Here is a 26,997-nt window from a genome sequence, read left to right on the forward strand (position 1 = left end):
CGAAGGAGAAGGATGGCGGACAAGGTGACGAAGAGCAGGTCGAAGGCGACGAAGGGTGATGACACCCCCATCGGCCCGACCGGTCGTCCCTACCAGGGGTTCCCCACACCCGCGCCGCTCGCCTCGCACGGCCCGGCGCGCATCATCGCGCTGTGCAACCAGAAGGGCGGCGTCGGCAAGACGACGACCTCGATCAACCTCGCCGCCTCCCTCGCCGAGTACGGCCGTCGGGTGCTCGCCGTCGACTTCGACCCGCAGGGTGCGCTGTCGGCCGGCCTGGGCATCCAGACCCACGACGTGCCCACCGTGTACGACCTGCTGCTGGACACCAAGCGCGACCCGCGTGAGGCGATCGTGCACTCAGCGGTGCCCAACCTCGACGTGCTGCCGGCGAACATCGACCTGTCCGCAGCCGAGGTGCACCTCGTCAACGAGGTGGCTCGCGAGACGATCCTCTCCCGGGTGCTGCGGCACGTGTCGGGCGAGTACGACGTCATCCTCATCGACTGCCAGCCGTCGCTCGGCCTGCTCACGGTGAACGCGCTGACCGCGGCGCACGGCGTGCTCATCCCGCTCGAGTGCGAGTTCTTCGCCCTGCGCGGTGTGGCGCTGCTGATCGAGACCATCGACAAGGTCCGCGACCGGCTCAACCCCGCCATCGAGCTCGACGGACTGCTCGCCACCATGTACGACCCGCGCACGCTGCACTCGCGTGAGGTGCTCGAGCGCGTGGTCGAGGCCTTCGGCGACGACGTGCTCGAGACCGTGATCGGTCGCACCGTGAAGTTCCCCGACGCGTCGGTGTCGGGCGTTCCCATCACCGAGTTCGCGCCCGAGCACGCCGCAGCACAGGCGTACCTGCGACTGGCGCGGGAGCTGGTCGCCCGTGGCTCCGTCGCCTGAGGATCTGAGGCAAGCCGACGCCGTTCGCGGCGCTGAGCCGGTCGACGCGTTCCGTGTCTCGCTGTCGAACTTCGACGGCCCGTTCGATCTGCTGCTCACCCTCATCTCCAAGCACGAGCTCGACATCACCGAGGTGTCTCTGAGCCGCGTCACCGACGAGTTCATCTCGTACCTGAGAGAGCTCGACGGCGACGCCGAACTCGACCAGGCATCCGAATTCCTCGTCGTAGCCGCGACCCTGCTCGACATGAAGATCGCCGGGCTGCTGCCGCAGGGCGAGCTGGTGGATGCCGAATCGGTGGCGCTGCTCGAGGCACGCGACCTGCTGTTCGCTCGTCTGCTGCAGTATCGCGCGTTCAAGGAGGTCTCGGCGTGGTTCGCCCGCTGCCTGCAGCGCGAGGACCGCCGGCACGTGCGCGCCGTGCCGCTCGACGAGAAGCATCGCAGCCGGACGCCCGAGCTGGTCTGGACGCTGACGCCGGCCGACTTCGCCGCGCTGGCCCTGATGGCGTTCACTCCGAAGGAGCTGCCGACGGTCGGGCTCGACCATCTGCACGCGCCGCTGGTGAGCATCCGCGAGCAGGCCGCGATCGTCGTGACGCTGCTGCGCAGCACCGAGTCGCTGACCTTCCGTGAGCTCGTCGCGGGCGTCAGCGAGCCCGGCGTCGTCGTCGCCCGCTTCATCTCGGTGCTCGAGCTGTACCGTCACGCCGCGCTGTCGTTCGAGCAGCTCGAGCCGCTGGGCGAGCTGACTCTGCGCTGGTCTGCGGAGAGCTGGTCGGATGAGCAGCTGGCCACGTTGGGAGCTGACTATGACCGATGAGACGGATGCCCGCGCCGTGGATCCCGTCGCAGAACCGGATTCCCCCCAGGAATCAGCGAGCGACGCGCCCCAGGGCCCGCCGCTCGCCGAGCGCGTCGAGGCGATCCTGCTGATCGTCGACGAGCCGATCTCGCTCGTCGCTCTGGCCGCTGCCGTGCACGCGCCCGTGCCCGCGGTGCGGCAGGTGCTCGAGCAGCTGGTCGCGGACTACGACGGCCGCGGCCGCGGTCCGCGCCGCGGGTTCGAGCTGCGCGAGGTCGGGGGCGGCTGGCGGCTGTACGTGCGCGACGACCACGACGACCTGGTCGCGGACTTCGTCGGCGGTCAGGCGCCGGCGCGCCTCTCCCAGGCGGCTCTCGAGACGCTCGCCGTGATCGCCTACAAGCAGCCCGTGACCCGCGGGCAGGTGGCATCCATCCGCGCCGTCAACGTCGACTCGGTGGTGCGCACGCTGCTCGCGCGCGGGCTCATCACCGAGCTGTTCGCCGACTCCGAGACCGGCGCGATCAACTACGGCACCACAGACCAGCTGCTGCAGCACCTCGGCATCAACTCGATCGACGAGCTGCCGCCCATCTCGCCGCTGCTCGACGACGGCGCCGACGGATTCGAAGAGGGAATGATCCGATGAGCACTGACCGACCCCCGATGGACCAGCCCGAGGGCATCCGGCTGCAGAAAGCGCTCGCGAACGCCGGCGTGGCCTCCCGCCGCGTCATCGAGCAGTACATCGTCGAGGGGCGCATCCGCGTCAACGGCAGGACGGTCACCGAGCTCGGCACCCGCATCGACCCCGACACCGACCTGATCGATGTCGACGGCACCGCTGTGCAGCTCGACGTGTCGAAGCGCTACGTGATGCTGAACAAGCCGACCGGTGTGGTCAGCACCATGAAAGACGAGAACAGCCGGCCCGACCTGCGCCGCTTCACGAAGGAGTGGCCGGAGCGGCTGTACAACGTGGGGCGACTGGATGCCGAGACCAGCGGCCTGCTGATCCTCACCAACGACGGCGACCTGGCCCACGTGCTCGCGCACCCGTCGTTCGGCGTCACGAAGGTGTACATCGCCAAGGTGTCCGGCACCGTCACCGCGCAGACGATCGCCCAGCTGACCCGCGGGATCGAGCTCGAGGACGGCCCGATCAAGGCCGACAAGGCACGCCTCCTCGATGTGTCGCGCGGGTCGAGCCTGGTCGAGCTCACGCTGCACTCCGGCCGCAACCGCATCGTGCGTCGCATGATGGCTGCGGTCGGGCATCCGGTGGACGAGCTGGTGCGTCGGCAGTTCGGGCCGCTGCACCTGGGAACTCTCCCGGTGGGCAAGGCGCGCGAGCTGACTAAAATCGAACGAGGCGCACTGCTGACCCTGTCGCGCCAGGATTCCCCGGCGCCCGCTGCCTCCGAGCAGCGTCGAGCGCACGACAGCCCTCAGGAGAACGAGTGAGCGATTCCCACGATGCGCGCGCGAGGCAGAACGCCGCGCGGCTCTCGGGGACGGTGCGCGTCGTCGGGGCCGGGCTTCTGGGCGCCAGCATCGGTCACGCGCTGCGCGCCAAGGGCGTCGACGTCGTGCTCGCCGACGCGTCGCCGTCGCAGCTGCGGCTCGCGATCGACTACGGGGCAGGGCGCGCCGCACGTGAAGACGACGCACCGCGGCTGATCGTCGTCGCCGTCCCGCCGGACGTCACCGCCGACGTCATCGAGGCCGAGTTGGCCGCGCATCCCGATGCCGTCGTCACCGACGTTGCGAGTGTGAAGCTCGAGCCGTTCGACGAGCTGCGCCGCCGCGGCATCGACCTGACCCGCTACATCGGCTCACACCCGCTCGCCGGGCGCGAGCGCGGGGGAGCGATCTCCGCACGCGCCGACCTGTTCATCGGCCGGCCGTGGGTGGTCTGCCGCGATGAGCAGACGCGCCCCGCCGACCTCGCTCTGGTCGAGGCGCTCGCGCTCGACGTCGGCGCACTGCTGCTCGAGATGACGCCGCAGGAGCACGATCGCGCCGTCGCGCTGACCTCGCACGTCCCGCAGGTGGTCGCGAGCCTGCTCGCCGGTCGCCTGGCCGAGGCCGACGAGGGCTCGCTGCGCCTTGCCGGCCAGGGCGTGCGCGACACGACCCGCATCGCCGCCTCGGCGCCCGAGCTGTGGGTGCAGATCCTCGGCGCGAACGCCGCGCCGGTCGTCGAGCTGCTCGATGCCCTCGCCGGCGCCCGCAGGGAGGTCGCCCCCGCGCTGCGCGCGCCCGCCGCGCCCGGTGCCCGCCGTGCGGTGGCGGACGCCATCCGCCAGGGGAACGAGGGCGTCGAGCGGCTGCCGGGCAAGCACGGGCAGAACCGTCGCTTCGAGACCATGGTCGTCATGGTCGACGACACCCCCGGCCAGCTGGGCCGCCTGTTCGGCGAGCTCGGCGAGCTGGGCGTGAACGTGGAGGACCTGCGTCTGGAGCACTCGCCCGGCGCCCAGTTCGGTCTCGCCGAGATCAGCGTGGCTCCCGCTTCGCTGCGCGGCGCCATCGAAGGACTGGAGGAACGTGGCTGGCGGATTGCGGGGAACACCAATGACTGATGCTTCGAAGTTCATCGCGATCGACGGACCCGCCGGTTCCGGCAAGTCCAGCGTGTCGAAGGAGATCGCCCGCCGCGAGGGCTACGGCTACCTCGACACCGGGGCCGCGTACCGGGCGCTCGCCTGGCACGTCCTCGACCGCGGAGACGACACGGCCGATGCCGATGCGGTTCGCGCCGCGGCATCCGCCTTCCCGTTCTCGCAGGGACTCGACCCCGACGACCGGATCGTGCGCGTCGGCGACGTGGACGTGACCGCGGCCATCCGGGAGCCGCGCGTGTCGAATGCCGTCAGCGGCGTCGCCCGCGTGCCCGAGATCCGCGTGCAGGTGAACGAGATGTTCCGCCGCATCGTCGCCGAGTCGGAGTACCCGGCCGTGATCGTCGAAGGACGAGACATCACCACCGTCGTGGCGCCGGACGCGCCCGTGCGGATCCTGCTGACCGCAGCGCCGGAGGTGCGCGCCGCCCGGCGCGCCGGCGAGCTCGCCGGCGAGAACGCCGCGGTCGTCGCGGAGGCGCTGCACAAGCGCGACGCATCCGACAGCACCGTCGTCGACTTCCTCAACGCCGCCGAAGGCGTTGACGTGGTCGACTCCACCGAACTTGATTTCGCGCAGACCATCGACGCCGTGCTCACGGTGATCGCCCAGCGGCGCGACGCTGACAGAGGAGCTTGAACATGGCCGATGAAGAGTACACCGGCGCCCCGGACGATCTCGCCGAGAAGATGGCCTCGCTCGACGAGGACTTCGCCGAGCAGCGCGCCACGGCGATGCGCGCGTCGCTCACCGACTACGAGCTGGAAGAAGACGACGCCGCGCTGCTGGAGGGCATCGCCCTCGGTGAGGACGGCATCGAGTACTCGCCGGCTCTGCCCGTGGTGGCGATCGTCGGCCGCCCGAACGTGGGCAAGTCGGCGCTCGTGAACCGCATCCTCGGCCGCCGCGAGGCGGTCGTGGAGGACACCCCCGGCGTCACGCGCGACCGGGTGACCTACAAGGCCGAGTGGAACGACCGTCGTTTCTCGCTCGTCGACACCGGCGGGTGGGAGCCGGACGCCAAGGGCATCGACCGCTCGGTCGCCGCCCAGGCGGAGGTCGCGATCGACCTGGCCGACATGGTGCTGTTCGTCGTGGACGCGAAGGTGGGCGCCACGTCCACCGACGAGCACGTCGTCAAGCTGCTGCGCAAGAGCGGCAAGCCGATCTTCCTCGTCGCGAACAAGATCGACGACGCGCGCCAGGAGCCCGAGGCTGCACCCCTGTGGAACCTCGGCCTCGGCGAGCCGCACCCCGTCTCGGCCATCCACGGCCGCGGCGTGGCCGACCTGCTCGACCTCGTGATCGCGAAGCTGCCCGAAGTGTCGGCTGTCGCGAAGGCGGAGATCGGCGGCCCGCGTCGCGTCGCCATCATCGGGCGCCCGAACGTGGGCAAGTCGTCGCTGCTGAACAAGGCCGCGGGCGAGGAGCGCGTGGTCGTGAACGACCTCGCCGGCACCACCCGCGACCCGGTCGACGAGATCGTCGAGATGGGCGGCCGGATGTGGCGTCTGGTCGACACCGCGGGCATCCGTCGGCGTGTGCACCTGCAGCAGGGAGCCGACTTCTACGCGTCGCTGCGCACCTCGGCCGCCCTCGAGAAGGCCGAGGTCGCCGTCGTCGTGCTCGACGTCTCGCAGTCGATCAGCGTGCAGGACTTGAACATCATCGACATGGTGCTCGAGTCGGGCCGTGCGCTCGTGCTCGCGTTCAACAAGTGGGATCGCCTGTCTGACGACGACATGGAGAACTCCGATCGTCGCCGCTACCTCGAGCGCGAGATCGAGCAGGACCTCGCGCACGTCGCGTGGGCTCCGCGGGTGAACATCTCCGCGAAGACCGGTCGGCACCTCGACAAGCTCGTGCCTGCTCTCGAGCAGGCGCTCGAGAACTGGGACCGCCGCATCCCCACCGGCAAGTTCAACGCGTTCATCACCGAGCTCGTCGCCGCGCACCCGCACCCGCTGCGTGGGGGCAAGCAGCCGCGCATCCTGTTCGGCACCCAGGCGTCGACGCGTCCGCCGACGTTCGTGCTCTTCACGACCGGATTCCTCGACCCGGGCTACCGCCGGTTCGTGCAGCGTCGCCTGCGCGAGCTGTACGAGTTCGAGGGAACCCCGATCGTCATCAACATGCGGGTACGCGAGCGCCGACAGCGCTGATCGGTCGGCTCCTCGAGCACGCCTCTTGGGTCCCTGAGCCCGTCGAAGGGATAATGGCGTCGGGTGCCGCAACACCGCGGCATCCGACGCATCGCCCACGAGGCCCCGCACGATTCGAGGATGCAATGTCGCACACGCTGCCCCTGCCCGATTTCACCCACGAGCGCGTGGAGGTGACGACCGGACGACGCAGCGGGCTGTTCATCGCCGTGGCGCTGCATTCGTCGGTTCTCGGCTCCGCCCTGGGCGGCGCGCGCCTGTGGACCTACCCGCACTGGAGCGACGCCCTCGGCGACGCGCTGCGGCTGTCGGCGGCGATGACGCTGAAGAACGCCGCTGCGGGGCTGGATGCCGGGGGCGGCAAGTCGGTGATCGGGCTCGCGCCCGGCGAGACCCTCGACGCCGAGCGTCGGCGGGACGCGTTCCTCGACCTCGGCGACGCCGTCGAGCTGATGGGCGGTCTGTACCGCACCGCGGAGGACGTCGGGTCGACGACCGATGACATGCTGACGGTCAGCGAGCGCACGCAGCACGTCGTCGGCCTGCCCTCCGCCGTCGGCGGATCGGGGGAGCCGGCAGGCCCCACCAGCCTCGGGGTGTACGCCTCGCTGCAGGCGGTTCTCGAGCGGGTGACCGGATCGGCGGATGCTGCCGGGCGGCACATCACGATCTCCGGTCTCGGTCAGGTGGGTGGCCGCCTGGCGGCGCGACTCGCCGAGCAGGGCGCGCAGCTGACCGTCACCGACATCAACCCCGCGCGCCGGGCGTTCGCCGACGAGATCGGTGCGACCTGGGTCGAGCCGGGCACCGAGCATCTCGTCGCAGGCGACGTGTTCGTGCCCGCCGGCATCGGCGGCGTGCTGACCGACGAGATCATCGACGCCCTCGACGTGAAGGCCGTGTGCGGCCCGGCGAACAACCCGCTCGCCGATCGTTCGGGTGCCGATCGGCTCGCGCAGCGCGGTGTGCTGTACGCGCCCGACTTCGTCGTGAACGCCGGAGGGGTCATCTACCTCGATCTGGAGGCGAAGCGCATCGGATCCAGCGAGGAGATCATGCACCGTGTCGCCGGGATCGGCGACACGGTGCGCCGGATCCTCGACGACGCGGATGCCCGCGGCGTGACGCCGCTGCTCGCCGCCGAAGAGCTCGCCGCGTCGCGACTGCGTGCCGGGGCAGCGGTCGGCGCGCGCTGACTCTTCCGGCCTCGCCCGGGACCGTCGTGCGGGCCGGACGCGGGCTCTCGTGTTCGCGCTCATCGTGCCGAAGGGCGTCGCGGCATGAAAAGCTGGGGGAGTGACGATCGTTCCCCCGGCCCCTGATGAGCCGCGACGCCCGCTCGGCCCGCAGAACGCGGGTGACGCGTGGGTCGTCGCGCCGACGGGCGAGAAGTACTGGGGCAGGTTCGGAGCGGCGGGCGTGCTCGCCGTCGATCCTGAGCGTGGGGTGCTGCTGCAGCACCGCGTCGGATGGAGTCATTTCGGCGGCACCTGGGGCATTCCCGGAGGGGCGCTGCACGAGGGCGAGTCCGCACTCGACGGCGCCCTGCGGGAGGCGCAGGAGGAGGCGGGTATTCCCGACGGCGCGCTGCACGCGCGGTTCGCGCGGGTGCTCGACCTGCAGATCTGGTCGTACACGACCGTCGTCGCCGACGTTCTCGCGCCGTTCGATCCGGTGATCAGCGATCCCGAGAGCCTCGCCCTGGATTGGGTGCCGGTCGAGGAGGTCGACAGGCGTCCGCTGCACCCCGGTTTCGCCGCGTCGTGGCCGCTGCTGCGTTCGCTGTTGAGCGTGCACCCCGCGATCGTCGTGGACGCAGCAAACGTCGCGGGGTCGGTGCCAGACGGCTGGTGGAAGGACCGCGCGGGTGCCGCGACGCGCCTGCATGAGCGGCTGTCGAGCTGGGCCGCGGACGGCGTGGATGCCGGATCGCTCGGCCTCGAGGCCGACCGCTGGTTCCCGCCCGTGTCGATGGTCGTCGAGGGCGCGGCGCGCGCGATCCCGGATGCCCGGCATCAGGCACACGGGGCCCGCGTCGCAATCGTGCGAGCCGCCGGGGCCGGAGATGATGCGATCGTCGAGGAGGCCCGCCGTCTCGTCGCAGACGGTTCCGAGGTGATCGCCGTGACCAGCGACCGGGGCCTGGCCGTGCGACTCGACGAGACCCGTGCGAGGGTCGAGTCGGCCGGCTGGCTGCTGCGCCAGATGGATGCCCGCGGCTGACCTGCGAAGGCTCTCGATCAGAACGGCGGCCGCTCGGTCGGATCCTGATCGGCGTCGTGTGACGATCCAGGTGGATCCGGATGGTCGACCGACGGCACGAACATCACTCGCCGGCTGGGTCTGTCTCGATAGCGGCGTCCGTTCGGACTGATCCATTCGACCGAGCGATCCGGAAGCTGACGGGCGTACCACCGATGACTGTCGGGTATGTCGGGGTGCTTGATCGGATGGTGTCTGCCGCAGAAGTGCGCGAGATTGTCGATGTGCGTCTTCCCGCCCAGGGCCCAGTCCTCGTTGTGGTCGGTCTGGCACCGGTGGATCGGGGTACGGCATCCCGGGAAGCGGCAGTACTGGTCACGCGCTCGCAGGAATCGCCGCATCTGCTCGGTCGGGGTGTATGTGTCGGTCTCGACCACCATTCCGGAGGGATCGAGGAAGAGGCGAGTCCAGCCGGTGCGCTGGCCGGCGAGTGACCGCGCCACCTCGGGCAGCAGCGGCCCTACTCCATCGAGCTCGGCAGGGCGATCGTCTTCGCCGGCGAGCGTCGTGGCGGCGACCGTCACCTGAATCGTCGCGCGGATGCTCTCGAGCCCCGTACCGTGCGCCTCGGTCGGCGTCGACGCGAGCAGCAGGTCGGTGAACAGGTCGGCGCGCAGCTGATCCATCGTCCTTGCGTCATCCGGCACGTGGATGATGCACGGGCTGTCGTCGTGGAATCTCGGGTCGGGAGGCAGATCGAACGGATCGGCGGTGAAGGTGTGCGATCCGAAGATCGCGCCCTCGGTCGGATCGGCGTCCGGCATCCCGTCGCCCACCGGAAGCAGGGTCTCGGGGTCGAGGCCGACTTCTTCCGGCTCCGACGGACCGAATTCCGGTCGGCGGTCTTCCGGGTGCTTCAGCATATGCCGAGCCATCTTGGTGAGCCGGTCGACGATGGCCAGTCCCAGGTGCTCGGGCAGCACCGCCTGCAGCAGCACGAGCCCGTCGCCGATCGAGCGCACGGTGATCGTGCGCTCGGTGGCGGCTCGCTCATGCTGCTCGACGACGGTCGACCCGGCTAGCGCGGCGGCGAGGCGTCGCGCCTGCGCGCGGGTGCGCGTTGCGGTGTCGTTCTCCGCTGTCTCGAGAGCCGCAGCTTCGTAGAGCATCAGGGTGCCGGCCTCGACGACACCCGTCTCGATCGCCTCGCGAACAGGCGCGGCCTCGCGCAGGATCTCCCGCACATGCCCCGGCGTGATCCGACCGGCCGCGAACGACTCACGCACCGCGCCGAACTCGGTCGCCAGCAGATGAGCGTCGGTGAACGCGAAGGTCATCGAACCCTGCGACACGTGGCCTGCGGCCGAGTACTCGGCCATCATCGAGCGCTCGATGGCATCCCGATGCTGCGGAGCGGCCGCCACCTCTTCCTGCCAGAGCTCCCACCGGCGGGCGAGCAGCGTCGACGCCTCGGCCTGCAGCATCGCGATCTCGCGCTGCTTGGCCGACCACTCGTCGAGCAGCGCCGTGCGCCGTTCGATCAGTGCGTTCCACCCGTCGTCCATGCATCCAGATTAGAACATACCTACGACATTCGTCGGGGTCGGTACGGATCTGTGGATAACTCGGGGTCAGTCCTCGTGCGAATCCCGACCGCGCAGCCGGTCGATCTCGCGCCTCTCGCGCTTGGTCGGCCGCCCGGCTCCACGGTCGCGCACGGCCAGCATGGCCGACGGCTCGCGAGGGGGAGTGCGGTCCTCGTACGCCGTCACCGCGACGGGGGCGCCGACGCGCTTCGACAGCGTCTGCTTGACGACGAGGATCCGATCGAACCCCGACATGCGCACCCGCACCTCGTCGCCCGGCTTCACCGTCTGCGCGGCCTTCGTGCGCTCGCCGCCGACACGCACGTGACCGGCACGGCATGCCGTCGTGGCGGCCGAACGGGTCTTGTAGATGCGTATCGCCCACAGCCAGCTGTCGACGCGCACGGGTTTCATGGCATCCATCATCGGTCGGAAACAGGGGTGAGGAGCGATCAGCCCTCGACCGTGACCTCGCCGATGCTGCCGTCGACGCCGAGGTGCACGGCGGGCCAGTACCCCTCGGGGAAGTGCCGCCCGCACGAGTCGGTGAAGTGCAGCACCGTCGCGTCGTCGGTGATCTCGACGGTGTCGAGCACGAGATCGGCGGCTCCCTCATCGAGCTCGGTGGTGGACGGCGCGCTGTCGCTGAAGTGGGTGATGACAGCGTCGGATGCCCGGCGCCGGATCTCATCGAGATCCTCGACCACACGGTGCGCGCGGGGGACGAGCGTGCGCACCGCTTCGACGTCGGCGCCGTCGATCATCAGCTCGATCTCGCGACCGTCGATCGTCAGCGCACCCGAGAACCAGTCGTGCGTGACGACGTCGCCATCGTCGAGCGTGGTCTCGGCGCGGGAGAGGATGCCGAGTTCCGGATCTTCGATGGTCGGATGCGTGGTGCTCATGCGGTTACCGTAGCGCCTGAGCGCTCCACGATCAGTCGGCCAGCCCGCGCGTCATCAGGACTCGCCGTGCGGTGAGGTCGCGGCCTCGTTCGAAACCGGCCGCGAGGAAGGTGGTGGCGGTGCCGTGGTACAGGTCGTTCGATCGGTGCGAGCCGGTGGAGGTGTCGACCGGATACGCCTCGATCAGGCGTGCGCCGGACTCGCGGGCGTAGTCGAGAGCGGATGCCAGCAGTCGAGCGGTAAGTCCCCTCCCGCGATGCTCCCGCCGGACGACGAAGCACGTGACCGCCCATACCGACTCGTCATCGAGTGGTTCGGTGGTCGCGGAGACGATGGCGCGGGTGTGCGGGATGCGCTGCTGCACGGTGCGCGGTCCGACCCGGACCCATCCCGCAGCCTCGCCGTCGGCGTACGCGATGAGCCCCGGGGGAGGGCCGGACGCGATCTCGTCCCGCAGCATGTCGCGTCGCTGCTCGGGTGTCGTCGTCTGCCATACCCTGTTGCGCACGATGGGCCAGATGCACTGGCAGCCGACGCCGTCGCCGCCGCCGGAGAGGGAGTGCTGCACGTCGTCCCATCGGGCGATCGTGGCCGGTTCTGTGATGATCCTCGCCATGCCGGCACGCTACGCCGGGGTGCGGACATCGGCAACGGATGCATGCTCGAGACGGCGTCCGCCACGCCCGGCGGTGCCGGTTCGCGGTGGCCGAATCCGTCGGCTACGATAGTGGAGTTGCCCGCGCGAAAGCGCGGACTGCCACGGGCTGTGGCGCAGCTTGGTAGCGCACTTGACTGGGGGTCAAGGGGTCGCAGGTTCAAATCCTGTCAGCCCGACATAGACGCAAAGAGGAGGGTGTCTCGATCCGCGAGGATCGAGACACCCTCCTCTTTGCGTCTACTCGCGCTCGTAAAGCGGGGCCACGCGGCGCCGAGAGGCTCCGCGCGCCGCCGTATCGCCCAACCCATGCCGATCTCGATGACGAGCGGCGGGTGGAGGGCGCCGCGGGGATGCAGCCCGACACAGTAGACGTACGACAAGGCCCTCGATGCGCGAAGATCGGGGCCCTCTTCGTATATCCGCAGCACAAGCAGGTGAGGTCGCACCGACGGCCGCTCTCGCTCAGCGGCTGACCGTCATGATGGCCAGGCGTCGCGCACGGCGGCGCGCTCCCGCCGAGGCAGGGCGCCGCGAGCACGTGCCTCCACCTCGGCGCTCAGACGGCGCAGGAGCGCTCGATGCTCGGGTGCGGTCGCGGCGAGCGCGCCGAGGCACTTCTGCAGGCGGATGAGTACCTCGACGAATCCGGCGCCGTCTCGGGTCAGAGGCCGGAAGGCGTCGACGAGGAGGTCGTGCATGTGCGTGCGCGGCACCCACACTCGGTCGTGTTCTAGGGGAGCGATCTCACCGTCGTCGACTCGGAACGCGCTGGTGAACACACGCTGCAGCGCTGCGGTCACCTCGATGGCGGTGCCCGGATCGTTCGTGCCGGGAGAGAGCGCGCGGCTTCCGATCTCTGCGAGCGCGATGACGCCCAGACGAGGGTCTTGGTCGTAGTCGCGGTGGCGTTCCAGGGTGAACGCGGCCCGGATCCGATCGCGCATCGACTCCGTGGGCGGGGTGCTCACGTGCACCAGCGGATGCAGGACGTCGGCGATCGAACCGGGCATCGCTCCGACGTAGACCTCGCAGTCGTGCTCGTGCGCCAGAGCATCGAGTCGCGCGACGTCGACGGTGAGGACGTACCGAGCGTCATCGACGGCGACGGGGAAGCTGGGCTCAGGCAGTCGCGTGAGCTCGCGGGCGCCGAGGGTCGGTCGACGGACATACGCGACCAGCGCCGCAGTGGCCGCATCCTCGACCCGGTCGATGACGTCGGCCATCCGTCCGAATCGGGCGAGGTGACCGATCCAGCGCAGCAGCGTGATCACGATGACGCCGATGACCACGAGGGTGCCGAAGAACAGGATGGTGCGGCCCTGCTCGGTGTAGTACCCGGTGGAAAGGGCGATGATTCCGACCAACGCGAACACGAACGCGCCCGTGAAGGTCGACAGCGCGGTCTGCGAGGTCGGGTCGGCGATGAGCAGCTTGGTCGACCGTGGCGTCGCGATCGTGGTCGCCGACGAGTAGGCGGTCACCATCGCCGTGATCGAGAAGGTCGTCGCGGTGAGCATGGCGGTCGCGATGATCTGCAGAATCGCGTCGACCGAGTTCTGACCCAGCTCCACCGTCACCTCGAACGGGATCCAGGCGCCCACCAACCCGGCCGCCAACGCGAACAGAACAGCGAACGCGGTGAACGCGATGGCTCTGGCCCAGACGGTGCGCAGCGCGCGCTGCACGTGAACCAGAAGACTCCCGCCGGACGTGTTCGTCATGCGCTTCATCTAACACCGTCGAATGTGGCGCGGTCGGGGCGCCGCACCGTGACGTGGTCGTCTCAGCGTCGGTCGCCCGCCGAGTGCAGTGCCCGGTCACGCGTCTTGCGGAGGCTCGCGACCGTCGCCACCGCGATCGTCCCGGCGATGAAAAGCAGCGACAGCCAGATCGGGATCTCGGGTATCACCGTGATCGGCTCGCCGCCGTTGATGAACGGCAGCTCGTTCTTGTGCAGCGCGTGGATGAGCAGCTTCACTCCGATGAAGGCGAGGATCACGGCCAGCCCCTGGGCGAGGTACACCAGGCGCTCGAGCAGTCCGCCGATCAGGAAGAAGAGCTGCCGCAGCCCCATCAGCGCGAACACGTTGGCGGTGAAGACGAGGTACGCCTCCTCGGTCAGCCCGTAGATCGCGGGGATGGAGTCGACGGCGAAGATGAGGTCGACGAAGCCGATGGCGACTATGGTCAGCATCATCGGCGTGACCCAGCGTCGGCCGTCCTTCCGCACGGTGAGCTTGTCTTCGTGGTACTCATCGGTCACCGGCAGATGCCGGCGGACGAAGCGCATGAACTTGCCGTCGACGACGTTCGAGTCGCCGTGCGAGAACGCCTGGTGCCAGGCGAGCACCAGCAGCAGCGCGCCGAAGAGGTAGAAGACCCAGGTGAAGTTCTCGATCAGCGCTGCACCGACGGCGATGAAGACGCCCCGCAGGATGAGCGCGATGACGATGCCGATCATCAGCACCTTCTGCTGGTAGATCTTCGGCACGGCGAAGCTCGACATGACGATGAGGAAGACGAACAGGTTGTCGATCGACAGCGCCTTCTCGGTCAGGTAGCCGGCGAAGTACTCACCGCCGAAGGTCCAGCCCGAGACGACGCCGACTCCGACGCCGAAGATCAGTGCGAGAGCGATGTAGAACGCCGACCAGCGCGCGGATTCCGCGATCGTCGGCTCGTGGGGCTTTCGCACATGCGTGAAGAACTCGTAGACGAAGAAGGCGACGGTCACCGCGACCGTGATGATCCAGACGAGGGGCGTGACTTCCAAAGGGGTCTCCTGACCTGAGGCGAACGTATCGACGCCAAGGTCTTCTCCATGCCCGAATCGGGAACCGGTGGTCCGGGATGCGAGTGCATCCGTGGTGACGAGCCACCGCGCGGGAGTACTCCCCTTGCGGTGACAAGTGTAACCGCTGTCCCAATGGCTTCGCGTCGCCCGGTGGCTCCGCTGCGCACGAAACGGTGCATCTGACGTCCTGAGCCGGTGGATGCGATACTGGCAGCCCTATGTCGACCTCTCTCCTGCTGCTCGCCGACACGCACATCCCGGCTCGCGCCAGGCGTCTTCCCACGGCCGTCCTGGAGGCGATCGACGCCGCCGACGTGGTCGTGCACGCGGGGGACTGGGTCGATGCGGCGACGCTCGACCTCGTCGAATCGCGAACCAGCAGATTTCACGGCGTGTACGGCAACAACGACGGGCCCGAGCTGCGCCGACGGCTGCCCGAGGTCGCCCGGTTCACCGTCGACGGCCTCCGGTTCGCGGTCATCCACGAGACCGGCCCAGCACGGCGGCGCGAGGAGCGCATGGACGAGCTCTTCCCCGACACCGATGTGCTGGTCTTCGGCCATTCGCACATCCCGTGGGACACCGAGACACCCGCCGGTATGCGGCTGCTCAACCCCGGCTCGCCCACCGATCGTCGCCGTCAGCCCGTGTGCACGATGATGACGGCCCGGGCCCACGCCGGCGTGCTCGAGGTCACCCTGGTTCCGGTGGATCGCTCCCGCTGACCTGCCCGACGGTCGATCCGCGATCGCGTCGTTCCGCTCGAGCAGTCATATATGGATGAATCGATGCGCGATTTTCCGCTGCGCCCAATAGGCTTCGAGGAGCGGATAGCCTCAGCGGCGCCGCGTGCGAGTCCGCGCCCCCGGCGGCAACTGCCTTGTCCGACCCATACGCGCGGGGATGGGGCGGATGCATGACTGCGCAGACACTGCGGGCAGAACCGGTGATCGTGCTGGGCGGCGCACCGGTGCGCGAACAGGACGACGCGGACATCGTCGACCGGGTGCCTCGGCTCACCTGGGTGCTGTGCGCTGCTCTGCTGCTGTGCGGCTGCATCCTCGTCTCGATGACGACCACCACCGATCCGGACTGGTGGCACCTCTACTTCAGTCGACTCGGCATGATGGGCGACTTCTCCAGCTTCGCCTTCAACGGCGGACTCGTCGCCAGCGGCGCGATCATCGCCGGTTCATCGTGGATGCTGAGGATCCGTCTGACCGGCGTCATGCCGTTCGCCCTGCGCTCGCGCATCGCGATGCGCGTGATGCCCCCGGCGATCGCCGGCCTCGGCATCAGCCTGCTCGCCATCGGCGCCTATCCGCTGTCGGTGGATCCGATCGCCCACGAGCGCGCCACCAACGGCGCCGTGCTGTCGTTCGCCGTCCTGCTGCTCTCGCACCGTGTTCTGCTGTGGCAGCTCGAGGGGGCGCTGCGCCGCGCGACGATGATCAGCGCGGTCACGATGATCGTCGCGCTCGCGGCGTTGAAGGCCGAGGTCATCTCGCTGACGGTCTTCGAGGCGATCGCGTTCGCGATCATCCTGTGGTGGGTGCACCTTCTCGAGCAGAGCGCGCACCGGCACGGGTCCCCGTCGCCGGTCGGCGCCTCCCTGCGGCGGCCACGCCGGGAGCGCACGGTGACGGATGCCCGGCGGGCGGCGACCCGGCCCGACACGGTCGCCGCGCTGACCCGGCCCGACACGGTCGCCGCGCTGACCCATCCCGGCACGGTCGCCGCAGCGACCCGTCAGGACGACGCGGCGCGCCTCGCGCGTGCGACGACGAGGCCGCGCCTGGACGTGTCGAATCCGGCGAGAATCTCGCGCAGCTCCTCAGCGCCGACGTCTGCGCCGAACGCGTCGGCTCCGGGCTCGAGCATGATGCCGGATGCCAGCGGCCCGGCGATCACGGGATCGAAGCCCAGATCATCGATCAGTCGAGACACGGCATCCAGGTCGGCGGCCGCGTCCCCGGCGATCGCGATGGCCTTGCGCCCGGGCGCCCCGGCGGGGCGCGCCTCATCCTCCATGTCGTGGTACCCCATGTGCCCCAGCCCCTTCACGACGCGCGCACCGGCCAGGTGCCGCTGAACGAGCTCGCTCGTCGAGGTGCGCGGGTCGTCGAGGTCGGGCCGATCTCCGTCGGCGCCCCACCAGTAGTTCATCGCGTCGATGACCAGCGTGCCGCGCATCTTCTCAGCCGGCAGCGTTCGGTAGCGGCCGAGCGGAAGCGCCAGCACGACGGCATCCGACACGGCCATGAGGTCGGAGACGGTCACCGCCTCCGCCCCGATCGCCGCGATCGCGCGGGCGATGGGCGCGGGATCCCCTGATCGCGCGACGACCACCCGGTAGCCGGCAGCGACCGCGAGTGCCGCCAGCACCCGTCCCAGCCGACCGGCGCCGATGATGCCGAGCGTCCGGATGGGGGAGGTGACAGTCACCCCGTCATCGTACGGCCGCCCGACGGCGCCGGCGCCGAGCGCTCAGTGCTCGCGCAGCATGGCGATGAGCTCGGCCTTGCGCTTGCGGGAGTACCCCTCGAGGCCGAGCTCCTTCGCGCGCTTGCGCAGCTCGGCCACCGTCCAGTCGTCGTAGTCACCCGACCTTCCCCCGCGGCGCCCGACCGCCGAGCGGCCGTCGCGGGCGGCGGCGTTCGAGATGCGCGCCGCCTTCTCCTTCGATGCGCCGTCGTCGCGCAGCTTCTCGTACAGCTCTTCGTCCTTGAGCTCTGGTTGGCCCGGCATGGCCGCCTCCTCGGGTCGTCGGACGTCGCTCACTGCGACTCGAGGAGACCATACCCACGGCGCTGGACCGATCGAACGGCCTTGACACGAACCCGGCCGGGCTCGTCGCCTCAGGTCCAGGCTGCGTCGATGACGCGCGGCGGATGCTCGCTCGCGTCGTGGATTCGCACCCCGTGCACGTCGACGGCGATGATCTCGAACCCGGCATCCAGCGCCCGTGAGCCGGGGAAGCGCTCGCTGCACGCCTCACCCAGCCGCCACCGCTCCTCATCGTGGGTGATGCGGGCGCGGCCTTCGAGCTGCACCGACGTGTCCGCTCCGGTGACCGCCACGGCGACGTGCGGGCGCTCGCGGATGCTGCGCGCCTCCCGTGAATCGCTCGCCGCATCGAAGACGAGCATGCCCTCGTCTGTGGCGGTGAGCGCGATGTGGGCGACCTGGGGCGCACCGTCACGTCCGACCGTGGCCACCACGCCCGATCCGCACACACGGACGAAGTGCGCGACGGCCGCGCGATCCGATGCGTCGATGGTCATATCTCGACGGTACGCTCGTCGCCGCCCCACGGCGAGGGGTTCTTCGACCGCGGCGTCAGACGGCCCGCTCCCACGGCTCCACACCGCCGGCCACGACGGTGAAGAGGGGATGCGGGGTGGGCGTCGCCGCACGCCAGCGGGTCGCGTCGGACGGGCTGCGCTGCTCGAGCTTCGCACCCAGATGCTGCCACTCCAGCGCCAGCTGTCCTTCGGTCACCGGGATGACGAGCACGGCCGAGCCGGGACGCAGGATTCGCGTGCGATCGAAGCGGTAGCCGCGCGCATCCGCCTCATCCGCGACGGATGACAGGTACGCCCCGATCGATGCGAGCGGGTCGGCCTGCGCGCGGAACCGCTCGAGCTGCGGATGCCTGGTGTACCCCTTCGTGCGCCCCGCGAGCACCGCCTGCGCGAGCAGCGTCTCGCGCCAGCAGGCGACGAGAGCTGCCCGATCGAGGTGCGCGGGGTGCAGCGACCAGATCCTCACCCGCGGCCCGGGTCCTCCGAGCTCGAGGCGGCCGGCGCGGCCACGGGCGCCGCCGCCGGCTCGGCATCGCTCCGGCTGAGCTTCGACGGCCACCAGATCGCCCGGCCGATGTCGTAGCTGAGCGCCGGCACGAGCAGCGAGCGGACGACGAACGTGTCGAGCAGCACACCGAAGGCGACGATGAACGCCAGCTGCACGAGGAACAGGATGGGGATCACCGACAGCGCCGCGAACGTCGCGGCCAGCACGAGTCCGGCGGAGGTGATCACGCCGCCGGTCACCGCAAGACCGCGGAGGATGCCCTCGCGCGTGCCGTGGCGCTTCGACTCCTCGCGCACGCGGGTCATCAGGAAGATGTTGTAGTCGATGCCGAGCGCGACCAGGAACACGAAGCCGAACAGCGGCACCGCCGGGTCGGCGCCCGGGAACTGGAAGACGCCGTTGAACAGCAGTGCGGCCACGCCCATCGCCGAGCCGAACGACAGCACGGTGGTCAGGATCAGCAGCACGGGGGCGAGCACCGCCCGCAGCAGCAGCATGAGGATCATGAGGATCACGACGAGGATCACCGGGATGATCAGGTTTCGGTCGTGGATCGACGCCGTGTTCGTGTCTACCGCGGTGGCCGTCACGCCGCCGACCTTGGCGCCCGTCGCATCGAGCTCGCCGCGCAGCCGGTCGACCGTCGCCTCGGCATCCGCCGAGTCGGCGGCGTCGGTGAGCGTGCCCTGCAGCAGCACACGCCCGTCGACGACCGTGGGCTCGGGTGCCGGGGTGCCGGGAGGGCCGAACGCGGTGATGCCGTCTTCGGTGACCGGCGCGCTGCCCGAGGGGGAGTCCTCGGCGGTCACGCTGACGCCGTCGACGCCGTCATCGGCGAGCAGCACATCGGCGGCATCCTGCAGTCGGCTCTCGTCGACGAGCACGTACGCGGGGCTGCCCGACCCTCCGGGGAAGTGCTCGCCGAGCACCTTCTGGCCGTCGCGCGCCTCCGAGGCGCCGAGCACGAGATCCGACTGCGGCACACCCTTGGCATCCAGCTGCACGACGCCGACGGCGGCGACCGCAAGCACGATGGCCGTGGAGATCCAGATCAGGCGAGGGCGCCGCCGGATGCTGCGCGCGAGTCGCGGCCACAGGCCGCGTCCCTCCAGCGGGCTCGCGTCGGCGACCCGCCGGGGCTCGTACTTCGGACGCCTGGGCCAGAACGCCGCCCGGCCGAACAGACCGAGCAGGGCGGGAAGCAGCGTGAGCGCGGCGAGCATCGCGAAGACGATGCCGATCGCCGCCACCGGGCCCAGCGTGCTGTTCGACTTCAGGTCGCTCAGCAGCAGGCACAGCAGGCCAGCGATCACGGTGCCGCCCGAGGCGAGGATCGGCTCGAACGAACCGCGCCAGGCCGAAGCCACAGCCGTCCACCGGTTCTCGGTGATCTGCAGCTCTTCCCGGAAGCGCGCGACCATCAGCAGCGAATAATCCGTCGCGGCGCCGATGACGAGGATGAACAGGATGCCCTGGGTCTGACCGCTCAGCAGCAGGATGCCGAGCTTCGCCGCCCACCACACGACCAGCAGCGCCACGCACAGCGCGAACAGGCTGGTGCTGAGCACGACCACGGGCAGCAGCAGCGAGCGGTACACGATCACGAGGATGACGAGCACGGCTGCGAGGGCGACGAGCAGGAGGATGCCGTCGATGCCGGCGAATCCGGCGACGAGATCGGCGGTGAAGCCGGCGGGCCCGGTGATGTACACGTCGACGCCGTCGGGCACGCTCTCGCGCAGGTCGGTCGACAGCGCGGTCGAGATCTCGCCGATGTCGGCGTCGGCGTCGATCGGCACGAACGCCTGTGCGGCGAGGCCATCGTCGGAGACGATCACGGGGGAGGAGCCGTCTTTCACACCCTCGGCGGTCGTCGCATCCTCGAGCGCGGATGCCAGGTCGTCCCGCAGTGCGTCGTCGATCTCGTCGTCGGAGTCGAAGACCACCACCGCCGGGATCGAATCGGAGCCGAGGAAATCGTCGAGCGCGGACTGCACCTCGGTCGCGTCGGCCGAGTCGGGCAGGTAGGCCGTGCGGTCGTTCGAGGAGACCTCGTCGATCTTGCCGAACAGCGGTCCGCCGAGCCCCGCGCCGGTGAGCCAGAGGAGGATGAGCGCGGACGAGATCAGTACGCGCAACAGCGTCTTCGGCTTCTTCTTCTGCTGCTGCTGCTGGCGGAGCTGCGCTCGCGTGTTCATCGGGGTCCTCTCGTCAGAACAACGGTACCGGGCAGGAGAAAGGTCGACCGAGGACTTGACAGGCCTAGCATGAGGGCATGCAGAGAACACTCGTCATCGCGGCATCCGCTCCGGTGCCGAGAGGCAATCACGTCGAGATCGCTCAGGCCGCCGACGGGACGGTCATCGCCGTGCGCGACCTCGACCGGGGCATCCAGTACGAGGTGCGAGACACGACGCGCGAACAGCTCGACATCTGGCGAGCGGTCGTACGCGACTGCCGCGTGACCGAGACGGCGCGTGAGCCGCGCACGGTACTCGTCGTCGGGTTCTCGGATGCGGCCTCGGCGGCCGAGGAGGCGCTCAGCGAGGCGGATGCCGCAGCTGCCGCGGCCAAGGCGGAGTCCGATCGCTGGGGCGGTGCCGACAGACAGCCCACCGAGGCGCCCGAGCGGTTCTGGTGATGGGCATGGAGCGCACGCTCAGCGGAAGTCGCGCGAGCGGTGCGCGAGACCGGTGCGCAGATCTTCGAATGCATCGGCGAGCACGTTGGTGACGCCTTCCGGGGAGCGCTCCAGGAGCCCGCGCACGATGAGTGCGGGGGAGTCGCGGGCCACCCGACGGTAGCGGGCCCAGACGCCCGTCGTGCAGATGATGTTCACCAGACCGTGCTCGTCCTCCAGGTTCAGGAAGGTGACGCCGCTGGCCGTCGCCGGGCGCTGGCGATGCGTGACCACTCCGGCGACCTCGATGCGCCGTCCCGTCTCGTGGGTGCGCAGCCGGGCGGAGGTCAGCACACCTCGTTCGTCGAGCGCGGCCCGCAGGTGCGACATCGGGTGATCGTCGATCGAGACGCCCGTCGCCCACAGGTCGGCTGCCAGCCGCTCGTAGCCGGACTGATCGGAGAACAGCGGCGGCTGCACCGACAGAGCAGTGCCGGGCAGGAAGCGCGCCCGGTCTTCGGCTGCGGCGCCTGCCAGCCAGATGGCCTCGCGTCTGCTGAGCCCCAGGCACTCGACGGCCCCGGCCGTCGCCAGCGCCTCGATCTGCGCCGTCGTCGCGTCGGTGCGTCGCACCAGATCGTGCAGGTCGCGGAACGGGCCGTGCTCGGCGCGCGACGCCACGATCCGCTCGGCCAGCTTCACCCCGATCCCGCGCACCCCGGAGAGCCCGAGCCGCACGGCGAACCGGCCGTCGCGGCGGTGCTCGGCCGACTCATCCGGGGCGGAGATGTCGAACCGCAGAGGGGCCGGCTGGTCGAACGCCGCACAGGACTCCCTGCCGGTCGGCCCCGCGTCGCCGTCTGAACCCGCGTCCGCGTCGATCGGCTCGAGCCCGTCCATCACCCCGGAGGCATGCAGGTCGGGTCGGCGCACCTGCACGCCGTGGTGGCGGGCATCCGCGGTGAGGGAGGCCGCAGAGTAGAACCCCATGGGCTGCGCCCGAAGGAGCCCTGCCAGGAACGCCGCCGGGTAGTGCAGCTTGATCCACGAGCTGGCGTAGACCAGCAGTGCGAACGACAGCGAATGCGATTCGGCGAAGCCGAAGTTCGAGAACGCCTGGATCTGCGCGTAGATGCGATCCGAGACCTCTGCGCTCAGCCCTCTCCTGCTCATCCCCGCGTACAGCTTCGCTCTGACCTTCTCGATCTTCTCCAGCCCGCGCTTCGATCCCATCGCCCGGCGCAGCAGGTCCGCCTCGTCGGCGGTGCAGTCGCCGATCGCGGTGGCCATCTGGATCAGCTGCTCCTGGAAGATCGGCACCCCCAGCGTGCGCTTCAGGATCGGCTCCAGGTCGCGGTGCGGATAGGGGATGTCGAACGGCACCGGCTGCTCGCCCCGACGCAGCCGCTCGCGGTTCTCGGCATCCACCCTGTCTTTCTCGAGCTTGCGGCGCACGAACGGATGCACCGCCCCGCCCTGGATGGGACCGGGGCGGATGAGGGCGATCTGGATGGCGAGGTCGTAGAAGCAGCGCGGCTGCAGCCGGGGCAGCAGCCCCATCTGCGCGCGCGACTCGACCTGGAACACCCCGATCGAATCGGCCCGGCAGAGCATGTCGTACACCCCCGGCTCCTCCTTGGGGATCGTCTCGAGCGTCCAGTGCTCACCGGTGGATGCCCGGATGAGGTCGAAGCAGTGCTGGAGGGCTGCGAGCATCCCGAGCCCCAGCAGGTCGAACTTCACCAGACCCATCGACGCCGCGTCGTCCTTGTCCCACTGGATCACCGTGCGCTTCTCCATGCGGGCGTGCTCGACCGGCACCACCTCGCCGACCGGGCGGTCGGTGAGCACCATCCCGCCGGAGTGGATGCCGAGATGCCGCGGCGCTCGCAGCAGGTCATCGGCGTAGCCCAGCACGTCGTCGGGGATGTCGTGGCCCTCCACCGGCTGCAGTCCCGAGCTCCACCCGTCGACCTGCTTCGACCAGGCATCCTGCTGACCGGGGGAGTATCCCAGCGCCCGCGCCATGTCGCGCACGGCGTTCTTCGGTCGATACTGGATCACGTTCGCGACCTGGGCGGCGCGCTCGCGGCCGTAGGTCTCGTACACCCACTGGATGATCTCCTCACGGCGGTCGGAGTCGAAATCCACGTCGATGTCGGGCTCCTCGGTGCGGGTGGTCGCGAGGAAGCGCTCGAACGGCAGCCCGTACAGGATCGGATCGACCGCGGTGATGCCCAGCAGATAGCAGACCGCGCTCGCCGCGGCCGACCCCCGCCCCTGGCACAGGATGCCCCGGCGCCTGGCCTCTTGCACGATGCCGTGCACGATGAGGAAGTAGCCGGGGAAGTCCTTTTCGTCGATGACATCGAGCTCGCGCTCGATCCTGGCGCGTCCTGCCGCGTCGAGACGCGGATACCGTTCGGGAACCGCGTGCCACACGAGGTGGCGCAGCCACGTCATCGGCGTGTGCCCGTCGGGCACCTCCTGCTTCGGCAGCGCGGGGCGGGCGGATCGCAGCGGGAAGGCGCACTCGGATGCCAGCCGCAGTCCGTGCTCGATCGCGCCGGGGTAGCGGCGGAACCGCGCCGCCATCTCGGCGCCGCTGCGCAGATGCGCCCCGCCGTGCGCGGGCAGCCAGCCATCGAGGTCGTCCATGCTGCGCACCGCCCGCACGGCGGCCACCGCCTCGGCCAGACGGGCGGTCTGGGGTGAGGCGTAGTGCGCGTTGCTCGTCGCCACCACCGGCAGTCGCATGCGCGCGGCGAGATCGGCGAGGGCGTCGTTGCGGCGGGTGTCGAGCGGATCGCCGTGATCGAACAGCTCCACCGCCACCCGGTCGTGCCCGAACAGGTCGACGAGCCGCTGCAGCGGGGCCCGGGCGTCTCCGGCCTCCAGGCCGCGGCGCACGGCTCCCTTGCGGCATCCGCTCAGCACCGTCCAGTGCCCGTCCGCCCGCGCGGCCAGCTCATCGAGGTCGTACACCGGACGGCCCTTCTCGCCACCGCGCAGCTGGGCGGCGGAGATGGCTCCGGAGAGGCGGTGATAGCCCTCGGCGCCGCGGGCCAGCACGAGCAGATGATCGCCCTCCGGGTCGGGGGTGCCGGCCCGGACGCGGGATCGGGCACCAGGCGGGTCGTCGGCGATGCCGAGCGAGAGCTCGGCGCCGTACACGGTCTGCACCCCGGCATCCATCGCCTCGGCCACCTCGGCGAAGCGCGATGCCCCGTAGAAGCCGTCGTGATCGGTGATCGCGAGGGCACTGAGGCCCAGCCGCTCGGCCTCGGCCAGCAGGTCTTCGGGTGAGGAGGCGCCGTCGAGGAACGAGTACCACGAGTGCGCGTGCAGCTCGGCGTAGGGCACGGCATCGGTCGGCCGCTGCACCCCGAGAAGAGCCGACGTGCGGCGACGTCGGCTCACCGGACCCGGATCGGCGCGAGGACGCACCGGCTCGCCCTGCACCGGAGCAGGGCCGTCGATGTTGAGGGTGCGCTCGAGGTCCTTCCAGGTCTGCGGCGGGTTGCTGAAGCCCATCAGCGGTACCGCCCCTCGGCCCACCAGCCGCCTGAGGAATGGAACACCAGCCAGGCGCGGTGCCCAGCATCGAGCAGCTGGAAGCGATGCCCCGAGCGGGCGCGCTCGGCATCCCACCGGTGCTCGTGCACCGGCCACGGACCCGCCCAGCCGACCACCTCGCTGTCTTCGATCAGCGCGGGCGGTGTCGACAGGGCACCGCGCTCGTCGATGCGGATCTCGGCGCCCATCGCACCGCTCACCCGCACCGGGCGCATGGGCGTGTACACCTCGGTCGGCAGCGGATCCGGCAGGCTGCCCGGCCACGGCTGCGAGGGATCGCGCTGCACGAGAGGCCGCTCGCCCCACGGCGTGAGCACCTGACGGTCGGCCAGCATCCGCCCGCCCGCCATCGCCGCCGTGCTCACCCCGCGGTGCCCGAGCAGCGTCTGCACACGCGAGACGGCATGGTGCAGCCGCTCGTCGGTGCCCGAGCCGAACAGACCGGGCTGATGATGGGCGGCGTCGTCGACGGCGACCGGAGCGAGCCGCACCCCGACGATGCCGCGGAAGGCGTGCGCGGCATCGTCTGGCGCGTCGTCGACGATCGTCTCGAGCTGCCAGCGCACCCGGTCGACCAGGTCGCCGGCGTCGAAGCAGGTCGGATGCAGCCAGCTGCGTGAGAAGACCGCCCCGTCGTCGTCGGTGAGGTCGATGCGCACCTCGGTGCACACGGCCGAGACGTCGGCCAGCGCGAGCAGCACGGCATCCGCCGTCTGCCGCACGGCGAACGCGATCTGGTCGGACTGCCCGAGCGGGGTCTCGAACTGCACCTCGCGCGCCAGCTGCGGGTCGGGCGGGCGGGGCGTGAGCGGCCGGGAGTCGGCTCCGGATGCCAGGTCGTGCAGCCGCGCCCCGTGCTCGCCGAACCGCGAGCGCACCGACAGGGCGTCGAGTGCGGCGAACTCGCCGAGGGTCGACACCCCCAGCCGCCGCAGCAGGTCGGCGAGGTCGGGCTCGCCGAGCACGTGCAGGGGGAGCGGGGCGAGGAACTCGCGGGACGACCCCGGCGGGATCACCGCCCATGGCTCGGCCCCGTCGCCACCGGGCCGAGCCGCACGCGCGGCGAGCTCGGCGGTGAACATGCCGTCGCCCACGCCGATGCGCACGTCGCCGAATCCGGCATCCGCGAGCATCCGCACGAGAGCTGCTGCCGCGCCCACCTCGCCGTCGTGGTAGCGGGAGATGCCCCGAGAGCGCAGCGCGGCGAGCCCTGGGCGCAGCAGATGCACGCCGGGTGCGTGCGCCTCGATCAGCCGCAGCACGGGCAGGAAGGCGCGCTCGTCCGCCGTCTCGTCGTGCGGCAGGATCCGCAGCGACGGCAGGCTGCTCTGCGCCTGCCGCTTGCGCTGCCCGACCCGCACGCCGTGCGCCCGGGCGGAGTCGGTGCACGCCGAGACGACGCCGGCGCGCACGAGAGCGGTGGGCGGATGCGGGGGAGCGGTGCCCAGCGCGGCCCGCAGCGGCCAGTCGGGGAACCACAGCACGTGCACGCGCATCGCCTCGCTCGGGGTGGGCTCGGCCGCACTCATGACGCCACCGCCCAGCTCGGGTGGCTGGGCAGCGCCTCACGCGGATCGAGCGCGGGCTCGGCTGCGGTGTCGATGCGCCCGAGATCGTCGGGCAGCCGCACCCGCAGGCTCTTCGGCACCGGCGTGGAGCGGGTCTGCGCGGTCACCGTCACCGTGCGATCCGACAGCAGCCCCCACCCCTCGCCGAGCCCCTCCCAGTGCGGGTCGTGCAGGGTGATCAGCCCCTCGCCCTGCGGCCAGGGCGAGGTGGTGAGCAGCGTGCAGCCGCGGTCGCGCAATCGGGCCGCGAGGCGTGCGGCATCGGCATCCCGCACGCGGGAACCGGGATTCATCGCGATCAGCGGCACCACCTCGGCCAGCGCCGAGACGACGGCGAGCCAGCGCTCGCCGGGCTCGGGCACGAGGATCAACCTCGACAGATCGATGCCGAAGGCGGTCGCCGCCTCGAGGCCGAGGGTGGGCATGCCGACGGCGGCGCACCAGCCGCCGCGCTGCGAGAGCGCACTCATCAGCGCGAAGATCAGGCTCGGCGAAGGCGACACCGAGTACACGGCGCCCGTCTGCAGCCCGCCCTGGGGCAGCAGATCCTGCAGCGCGGCCGGCATCGGCAGATGCGCGTCGTCGCTGCGACGGCGCTGCATGCGGCCGATCTCGCGGCGCAGGCGCAGAATGTCCCCTGCCCGTTCGTCGGCAGGGGAGAGTGCCGCGGTCGTTCTGATCCCCATGCATCCATCCTCGAATAGATCTTCGAACACTTCAAGTCGTCCTGCGATGCTAATTCGGACATCCGACATCGCCGGTCTCGTCCTGTTCGACCGC

Annotated in this window: 26 protein-coding genes, 1 tRNA gene and 1 pseudogene; 12 read left to right on the plus strand and 16 right to left on the minus strand. The window is 70.3% G+C overall.

Annotated features, from left to right (window positions below; translation table 11 throughout):
• Window positions 1-12 precede the first annotated feature (12 nt).
• The 9 genes from H9633_RS11270 to H9633_RS11310 all read left to right on the plus strand — a co-directional run bounded on the left by H9633_RS11270 (window position 13) and on the right by H9633_RS11310 (window position 8,718).
• Complete coding sequence (locus H9633_RS11270) at window positions 13-903, plus strand: ParA family protein (RefSeq protein ID WP_191713234.1); 891 nt, start codon at window positions 13-15, stop codon at window positions 901-903.
• Window positions 887-1,726 (plus strand): segregation and condensation protein A, encoded by an 840-nt coding sequence (locus H9633_RS11275; RefSeq protein ID WP_191713235.1) that lies wholly within the window; start codon window positions 887-889, stop codon window positions 1,724-1,726. Before H9633_RS11270 ends, H9633_RS11275 begins: the two co-directional genes overlap by 17 nt.
• Entirely contained in the window at window positions 1,716-2,357 is a 642-nt protein-coding gene (gene scpB, locus H9633_RS11280; RefSeq protein WP_191713236.1) for an SMC-Scp complex subunit ScpB, read from the plus strand. The genes H9633_RS11275 and scpB overlap by 11 nt, the downstream gene beginning before the upstream one ends.
• Window positions 2,354-3,172, plus strand: a complete 819-nt coding sequence (locus tag H9633_RS11285) for a pseudouridine synthase (protein WP_225211418.1) — start codon at window positions 2,354-2,356, stop codon at window positions 3,170-3,172. The genes scpB and H9633_RS11285 overlap by 4 nt, the downstream gene beginning before the upstream one ends.
• On the plus strand, window positions 3,169-4,293 hold the full coding sequence (locus tag H9633_RS11290; RefSeq protein WP_191713237.1) for a prephenate dehydrogenase: 1,125 nt from the start codon (window positions 3,169-3,171) through the stop codon (window positions 4,291-4,293). The genes H9633_RS11285 and H9633_RS11290 overlap by 4 nt, the downstream gene beginning before the upstream one ends.
• Entirely contained in the window at window positions 4,286-4,972 is a 687-nt protein-coding gene (cmk, locus tag H9633_RS11295; protein ID WP_191713238.1) for a (d)CMP kinase, read from the plus strand. The genes H9633_RS11290 and cmk overlap by 8 nt, the downstream gene beginning before the upstream one ends.
• 2 nt (window positions 4,973-4,974) lie before the next feature.
• Window positions 4,975-6,495 carry a ribosome biogenesis GTPase Der gene (gene der / locus H9633_RS11300; RefSeq protein ID WP_191713239.1) on the plus strand — a complete coding sequence of 507 codons (1,521 nt, stop codon included), beginning with the start codon at window positions 4,975-4,977 and terminating at the stop codon, window positions 6,493-6,495.
• A 125-nt stretch (window positions 6,496-6,620) separates the two neighbouring features.
• Complete coding sequence (locus H9633_RS11305) at window positions 6,621-7,691, plus strand: Glu/Leu/Phe/Val dehydrogenase family protein (RefSeq protein WP_191713240.1); 1,071 nt, start codon at window positions 6,621-6,623, stop codon at window positions 7,689-7,691.
• Window positions 7,692-7,791: 100 nt separating this feature from the next.
• Window positions 7,792-8,718, plus strand: coding sequence for an NUDIX domain-containing protein (locus tag H9633_RS11310; RefSeq protein ID WP_191713241.1), 927 nt, complete (start codon window positions 7,792-7,794; stop codon window positions 8,716-8,718).
• A gap of 17 nt (window positions 8,719-8,735) precedes the next feature.
• Here H9633_RS11310 and H9633_RS11315 read toward each other — a convergent pair whose 3' ends face one another.
• The 4 genes from H9633_RS11315 to H9633_RS11330 all read right to left on the minus strand — a co-directional run bounded on the left by H9633_RS11315 (window position 8,736) and on the right by H9633_RS11330 (window position 11,804).
• Window positions 8,736-10,262: an HNH endonuclease signature motif containing protein gene (locus H9633_RS11315; protein ID WP_191713242.1), complete on the minus strand. Its 1,527-nt coding sequence runs from the start codon at window positions 10,260-10,262 to the stop codon at window positions 8,736-8,738.
• Between the two features lie 66 nt (window positions 10,263-10,328).
• Entirely contained in the window at window positions 10,329-10,697 is a 369-nt protein-coding gene (locus H9633_RS11320) for an RNA-binding S4 domain-containing protein (RefSeq protein WP_225211419.1), read from the minus strand.
• A 38-nt stretch (window positions 10,698-10,735) separates the two neighbouring features.
• Window positions 10,736-11,188 carry a hypothetical protein gene (locus H9633_RS11325; RefSeq protein ID WP_071643549.1) on the minus strand — a complete coding sequence of 151 codons (453 nt, stop codon included), beginning with the start codon at window positions 11,186-11,188 and terminating at the stop codon, window positions 10,736-10,738.
• A 31-nt stretch (window positions 11,189-11,219) separates the two neighbouring features.
• A complete protein-coding gene (locus H9633_RS11330) occupies window positions 11,220-11,804 on the minus strand; it encodes a GNAT family N-acetyltransferase (RefSeq protein WP_191713243.1) in 585 nt (194 codons plus the stop codon).
• Between the two features lie 144 nt (window positions 11,805-11,948).
• Here H9633_RS11330 and H9633_RS11335 point away from each other — a divergent pair.
• Window positions 11,949-12,022, plus strand: a tRNA-Pro gene (locus H9633_RS11335).
• Window positions 12,023-12,322: 300 nt separating this feature from the next.
• Here the strand turns inward: H9633_RS11335 and H9633_RS11340 are convergent.
• Entirely contained in the window at window positions 12,323-13,567 is a 1,245-nt protein-coding gene (locus H9633_RS11340; RefSeq protein ID WP_191713244.1) for a DUF2254 domain-containing protein, read from the minus strand.
• A 62-nt stretch (window positions 13,568-13,629) separates the two neighbouring features.
• Window positions 13,630-14,619, minus strand: a complete 990-nt coding sequence (locus tag H9633_RS11345) for a TerC family protein (protein ID WP_191713245.1) — start codon at window positions 14,617-14,619, stop codon at window positions 13,630-13,632.
• A gap of 239 nt (window positions 14,620-14,858) precedes the next feature.
• Here H9633_RS11345 and H9633_RS11350 point away from each other — a divergent pair, with 239 nt between their 5' ends.
• Entirely contained in the window at window positions 14,859-15,365 is a 507-nt protein-coding gene (locus H9633_RS11350; protein ID WP_191713246.1) for a metallophosphoesterase family protein, read from the plus strand.
• Window positions 15,366-15,744: 379 nt separating this feature from the next.
• Here H9633_RS11350 and H9633_RS11355 read toward each other — a convergent pair whose 3' ends face one another.
• The 7 genes and pseudogenes from H9633_RS11355 to H9633_RS11385 all read right to left on the minus strand — a co-directional run bounded on the left by H9633_RS11355 (window position 15,745) and on the right by H9633_RS11385 (window position 20,651).
• On the minus strand, window positions 15,745-15,951 hold the full coding sequence (locus H9633_RS11355) for a hypothetical protein (protein ID WP_191713247.1): 207 nt from the start codon (window positions 15,949-15,951) through the stop codon (window positions 15,745-15,747).
• A 6-nt stretch (window positions 15,952-15,957) separates the two neighbouring features.
• Entirely contained in the window at window positions 15,958-16,182 is a 225-nt protein-coding gene (locus H9633_RS11360; protein WP_071642470.1) for a hypothetical protein, read from the minus strand.
• Between the two features lie 627 nt (window positions 16,183-16,809).
• A pseudogene (locus H9633_RS13070) lies at window positions 16,810-17,085 on the minus strand (NAD(P)-binding domain-containing protein); the annotation flags it as partial.
• 42 nt (window positions 17,086-17,127) lie between these two features.
• Complete coding sequence (locus H9633_RS11370; protein WP_071642472.1) at window positions 17,128-17,388, minus strand: DUF7218 family protein; 261 nt, start codon at window positions 17,386-17,388, stop codon at window positions 17,128-17,130.
• Between the two features lie 110 nt (window positions 17,389-17,498).
• A complete protein-coding gene (locus H9633_RS11375; protein WP_191713248.1) occupies window positions 17,499-17,924 on the minus strand; it encodes a pyridoxamine 5'-phosphate oxidase family protein in 426 nt (141 codons plus the stop codon).
• Window positions 17,925-17,979: 55 nt separating this feature from the next.
• Entirely contained in the window at window positions 17,980-18,411 is a 432-nt protein-coding gene (locus tag H9633_RS11380) for a pyrimidine dimer DNA glycosylase/endonuclease V (RefSeq protein WP_071642476.1), read from the minus strand.
• A complete protein-coding gene (locus H9633_RS11385; protein WP_191713249.1) occupies window positions 18,408-20,651 on the minus strand; it encodes an MMPL family transporter in 2,244 nt (747 codons plus the stop codon). Before H9633_RS11385 ends, H9633_RS11380 begins: the two co-directional genes overlap by 4 nt.
• 77 nt (window positions 20,652-20,728) lie before the next feature.
• Between H9633_RS11385 and H9633_RS11390 the strand changes: the two genes are divergently transcribed.
• Window positions 20,729-21,094, plus strand: a complete 366-nt coding sequence (locus H9633_RS11390) for a hypothetical protein (RefSeq protein ID WP_191713250.1) — start codon at window positions 20,729-20,731, stop codon at window positions 21,092-21,094.
• An 18-nt stretch (window positions 21,095-21,112) separates the two neighbouring features.
• Here H9633_RS11390 and H9633_RS11395 read toward each other — a convergent pair whose 3' ends face one another.
• From H9633_RS11395 to H9633_RS11405, 3 genes are read right to left on the minus strand one after another with little or no spacing between them, the layout of a single operon-like run.
• Complete coding sequence (locus H9633_RS11395) at window positions 21,113-24,607, minus strand: error-prone DNA polymerase (RefSeq protein WP_191713251.1); 3,495 nt, start codon at window positions 24,605-24,607, stop codon at window positions 21,113-21,115.
• Window positions 24,607-26,178 (minus strand): DNA polymerase Y family protein, encoded by a 1,572-nt coding sequence (locus tag H9633_RS11400; protein WP_225211420.1) that lies wholly within the window; start codon window positions 26,176-26,178, stop codon window positions 24,607-24,609. The genes H9633_RS11395 and H9633_RS11400 overlap by 1 nt, the downstream gene beginning before the upstream one ends.
• The gene (locus tag H9633_RS11405) at window positions 26,175-26,903 is read right to left on the minus strand and encodes a hypothetical protein (protein ID WP_191713252.1); all 729 of its coding nucleotides are present in this window, start codon (window positions 26,901-26,903) and stop codon (window positions 26,175-26,177) included. Before H9633_RS11405 ends, H9633_RS11400 begins: the two co-directional genes overlap by 4 nt.
• Between the last annotated feature and the right edge of the window lie 94 nt (window positions 26,904-26,997).

It is taken from the genome of Microbacterium commune (genome assembly GCF_014836945.1).
Classification (GTDB): domain Bacteria; phylum Actinomycetota; class Actinomycetes; order Actinomycetales; family Microbacteriaceae; genus Microbacterium; species Microbacterium commune.

Bases quoted from the DNA above. Each gene is read 5' to 3' on its own strand.
- H9633_RS11270 (WP_191713234.1), top strand. From the start codon at position 13: ATGGCGGACAAGGTGACGAAGAGCAGGTCGAAGGCGACGAAGGGTGAT.
- scpB (WP_191713236.1), top strand. From the start codon at position 1,716: ATGACCGATGAGACGGATGCCCGCGCCGTGGATCCCGTCGCAGAACCG.
- H9633_RS11285 (WP_225211418.1), top strand. From the start codon at position 2,354: ATGAGCACTGACCGACCCCCGATGGACCAGCCCGAGGGCATCCGGCTG.
- cmk (WP_191713238.1), top strand. From the start codon at position 4,286: ATGACTGATGCTTCGAAGTTCATCGCGATCGACGGACCCGCCGGTTCC.
- der (WP_191713239.1), top strand. From the start codon at position 4,975: ATGGCCGATGAAGAGTACACCGGCGCCCCGGACGATCTCGCCGAGAAG.
- H9633_RS11305 (WP_191713240.1), top strand. From the start codon at position 6,621: ATGTCGCACACGCTGCCCCTGCCCGATTTCACCCACGAGCGCGTGGAG.
- H9633_RS11315 (WP_191713242.1), bottom strand. From the start codon at position 10,262: ATGGACGACGGGTGGAACGCACTGATCGAACGGCGCACGGCGCTGCTC.
- H9633_RS11320 (WP_225211419.1), bottom strand. From the start codon at position 10,697: ATGAAACCCGTGCGCGTCGACAGCTGGCTGTGGGCGATACGCATCTAC.
- H9633_RS11325 (WP_071643549.1), bottom strand. From the start codon at position 11,188: ATGAGCACCACGCATCCGACCATCGAAGATCCGGAACTCGGCATCCTC.
- H9633_RS11330 (WP_191713243.1), bottom strand. From the start codon at position 11,804: ATGGCGAGGATCATCACAGAACCGGCCACGATCGCCCGATGGGACGAC.
- H9633_RS11340 (WP_191713244.1), bottom strand. From the start codon at position 13,567: ATGACGAACACGTCCGGCGGGAGTCTTCTGGTTCACGTGCAGCGCGCG.
- H9633_RS11350 (WP_191713246.1), top strand. From the start codon at position 14,859: ATGTCGACCTCTCTCCTGCTGCTCGCCGACACGCACATCCCGGCTCGC.
- H9633_RS11355 (WP_191713247.1), bottom strand. From the start codon at position 15,951: ATGGCGAGCAGGCTGATGCCGAGGCCGGCGATCGCCGGGGGCATCACG.
- H9633_RS11360 (WP_071642470.1), bottom strand. From the start codon at position 16,182: ATGATCGCGAACGCGATCGCCTCGAAGACCGTCAGCGAGATGACCTCG.
- H9633_RS11370 (WP_071642472.1), bottom strand. From the start codon at position 17,388: ATGCCGGGCCAACCAGAGCTCAAGGACGAAGAGCTGTACGAGAAGCTG.
- H9633_RS11375 (WP_191713248.1), bottom strand. From the start codon at position 17,924: ATGACCATCGACGCATCGGATCGCGCGGCCGTCGCGCACTTCGTCCGT.
- H9633_RS11385 (WP_191713249.1), bottom strand. From the start codon at position 20,651: ATGAACACGCGAGCGCAGCTCCGCCAGCAGCAGCAGCAGAAGAAGAAG.
- H9633_RS11390 (WP_191713250.1), top strand. From the start codon at position 20,729: ATGCAGAGAACACTCGTCATCGCGGCATCCGCTCCGGTGCCGAGAGGC.
- H9633_RS11395 (WP_191713251.1), bottom strand. From the start codon at position 24,607: ATGGGCTTCAGCAACCCGCCGCAGACCTGGAAGGACCTCGAGCGCACC.
- H9633_RS11400 (WP_225211420.1), bottom strand. From the start codon at position 26,178: ATGAGTGCGGCCGAGCCCACCCCGAGCGAGGCGATGCGCGTGCACGTG.
- H9633_RS11405 (WP_191713252.1), bottom strand. From the start codon at position 26,903: ATGGGGATCAGAACGACCGCGGCACTCTCCCCTGCCGACGAACGGGCA.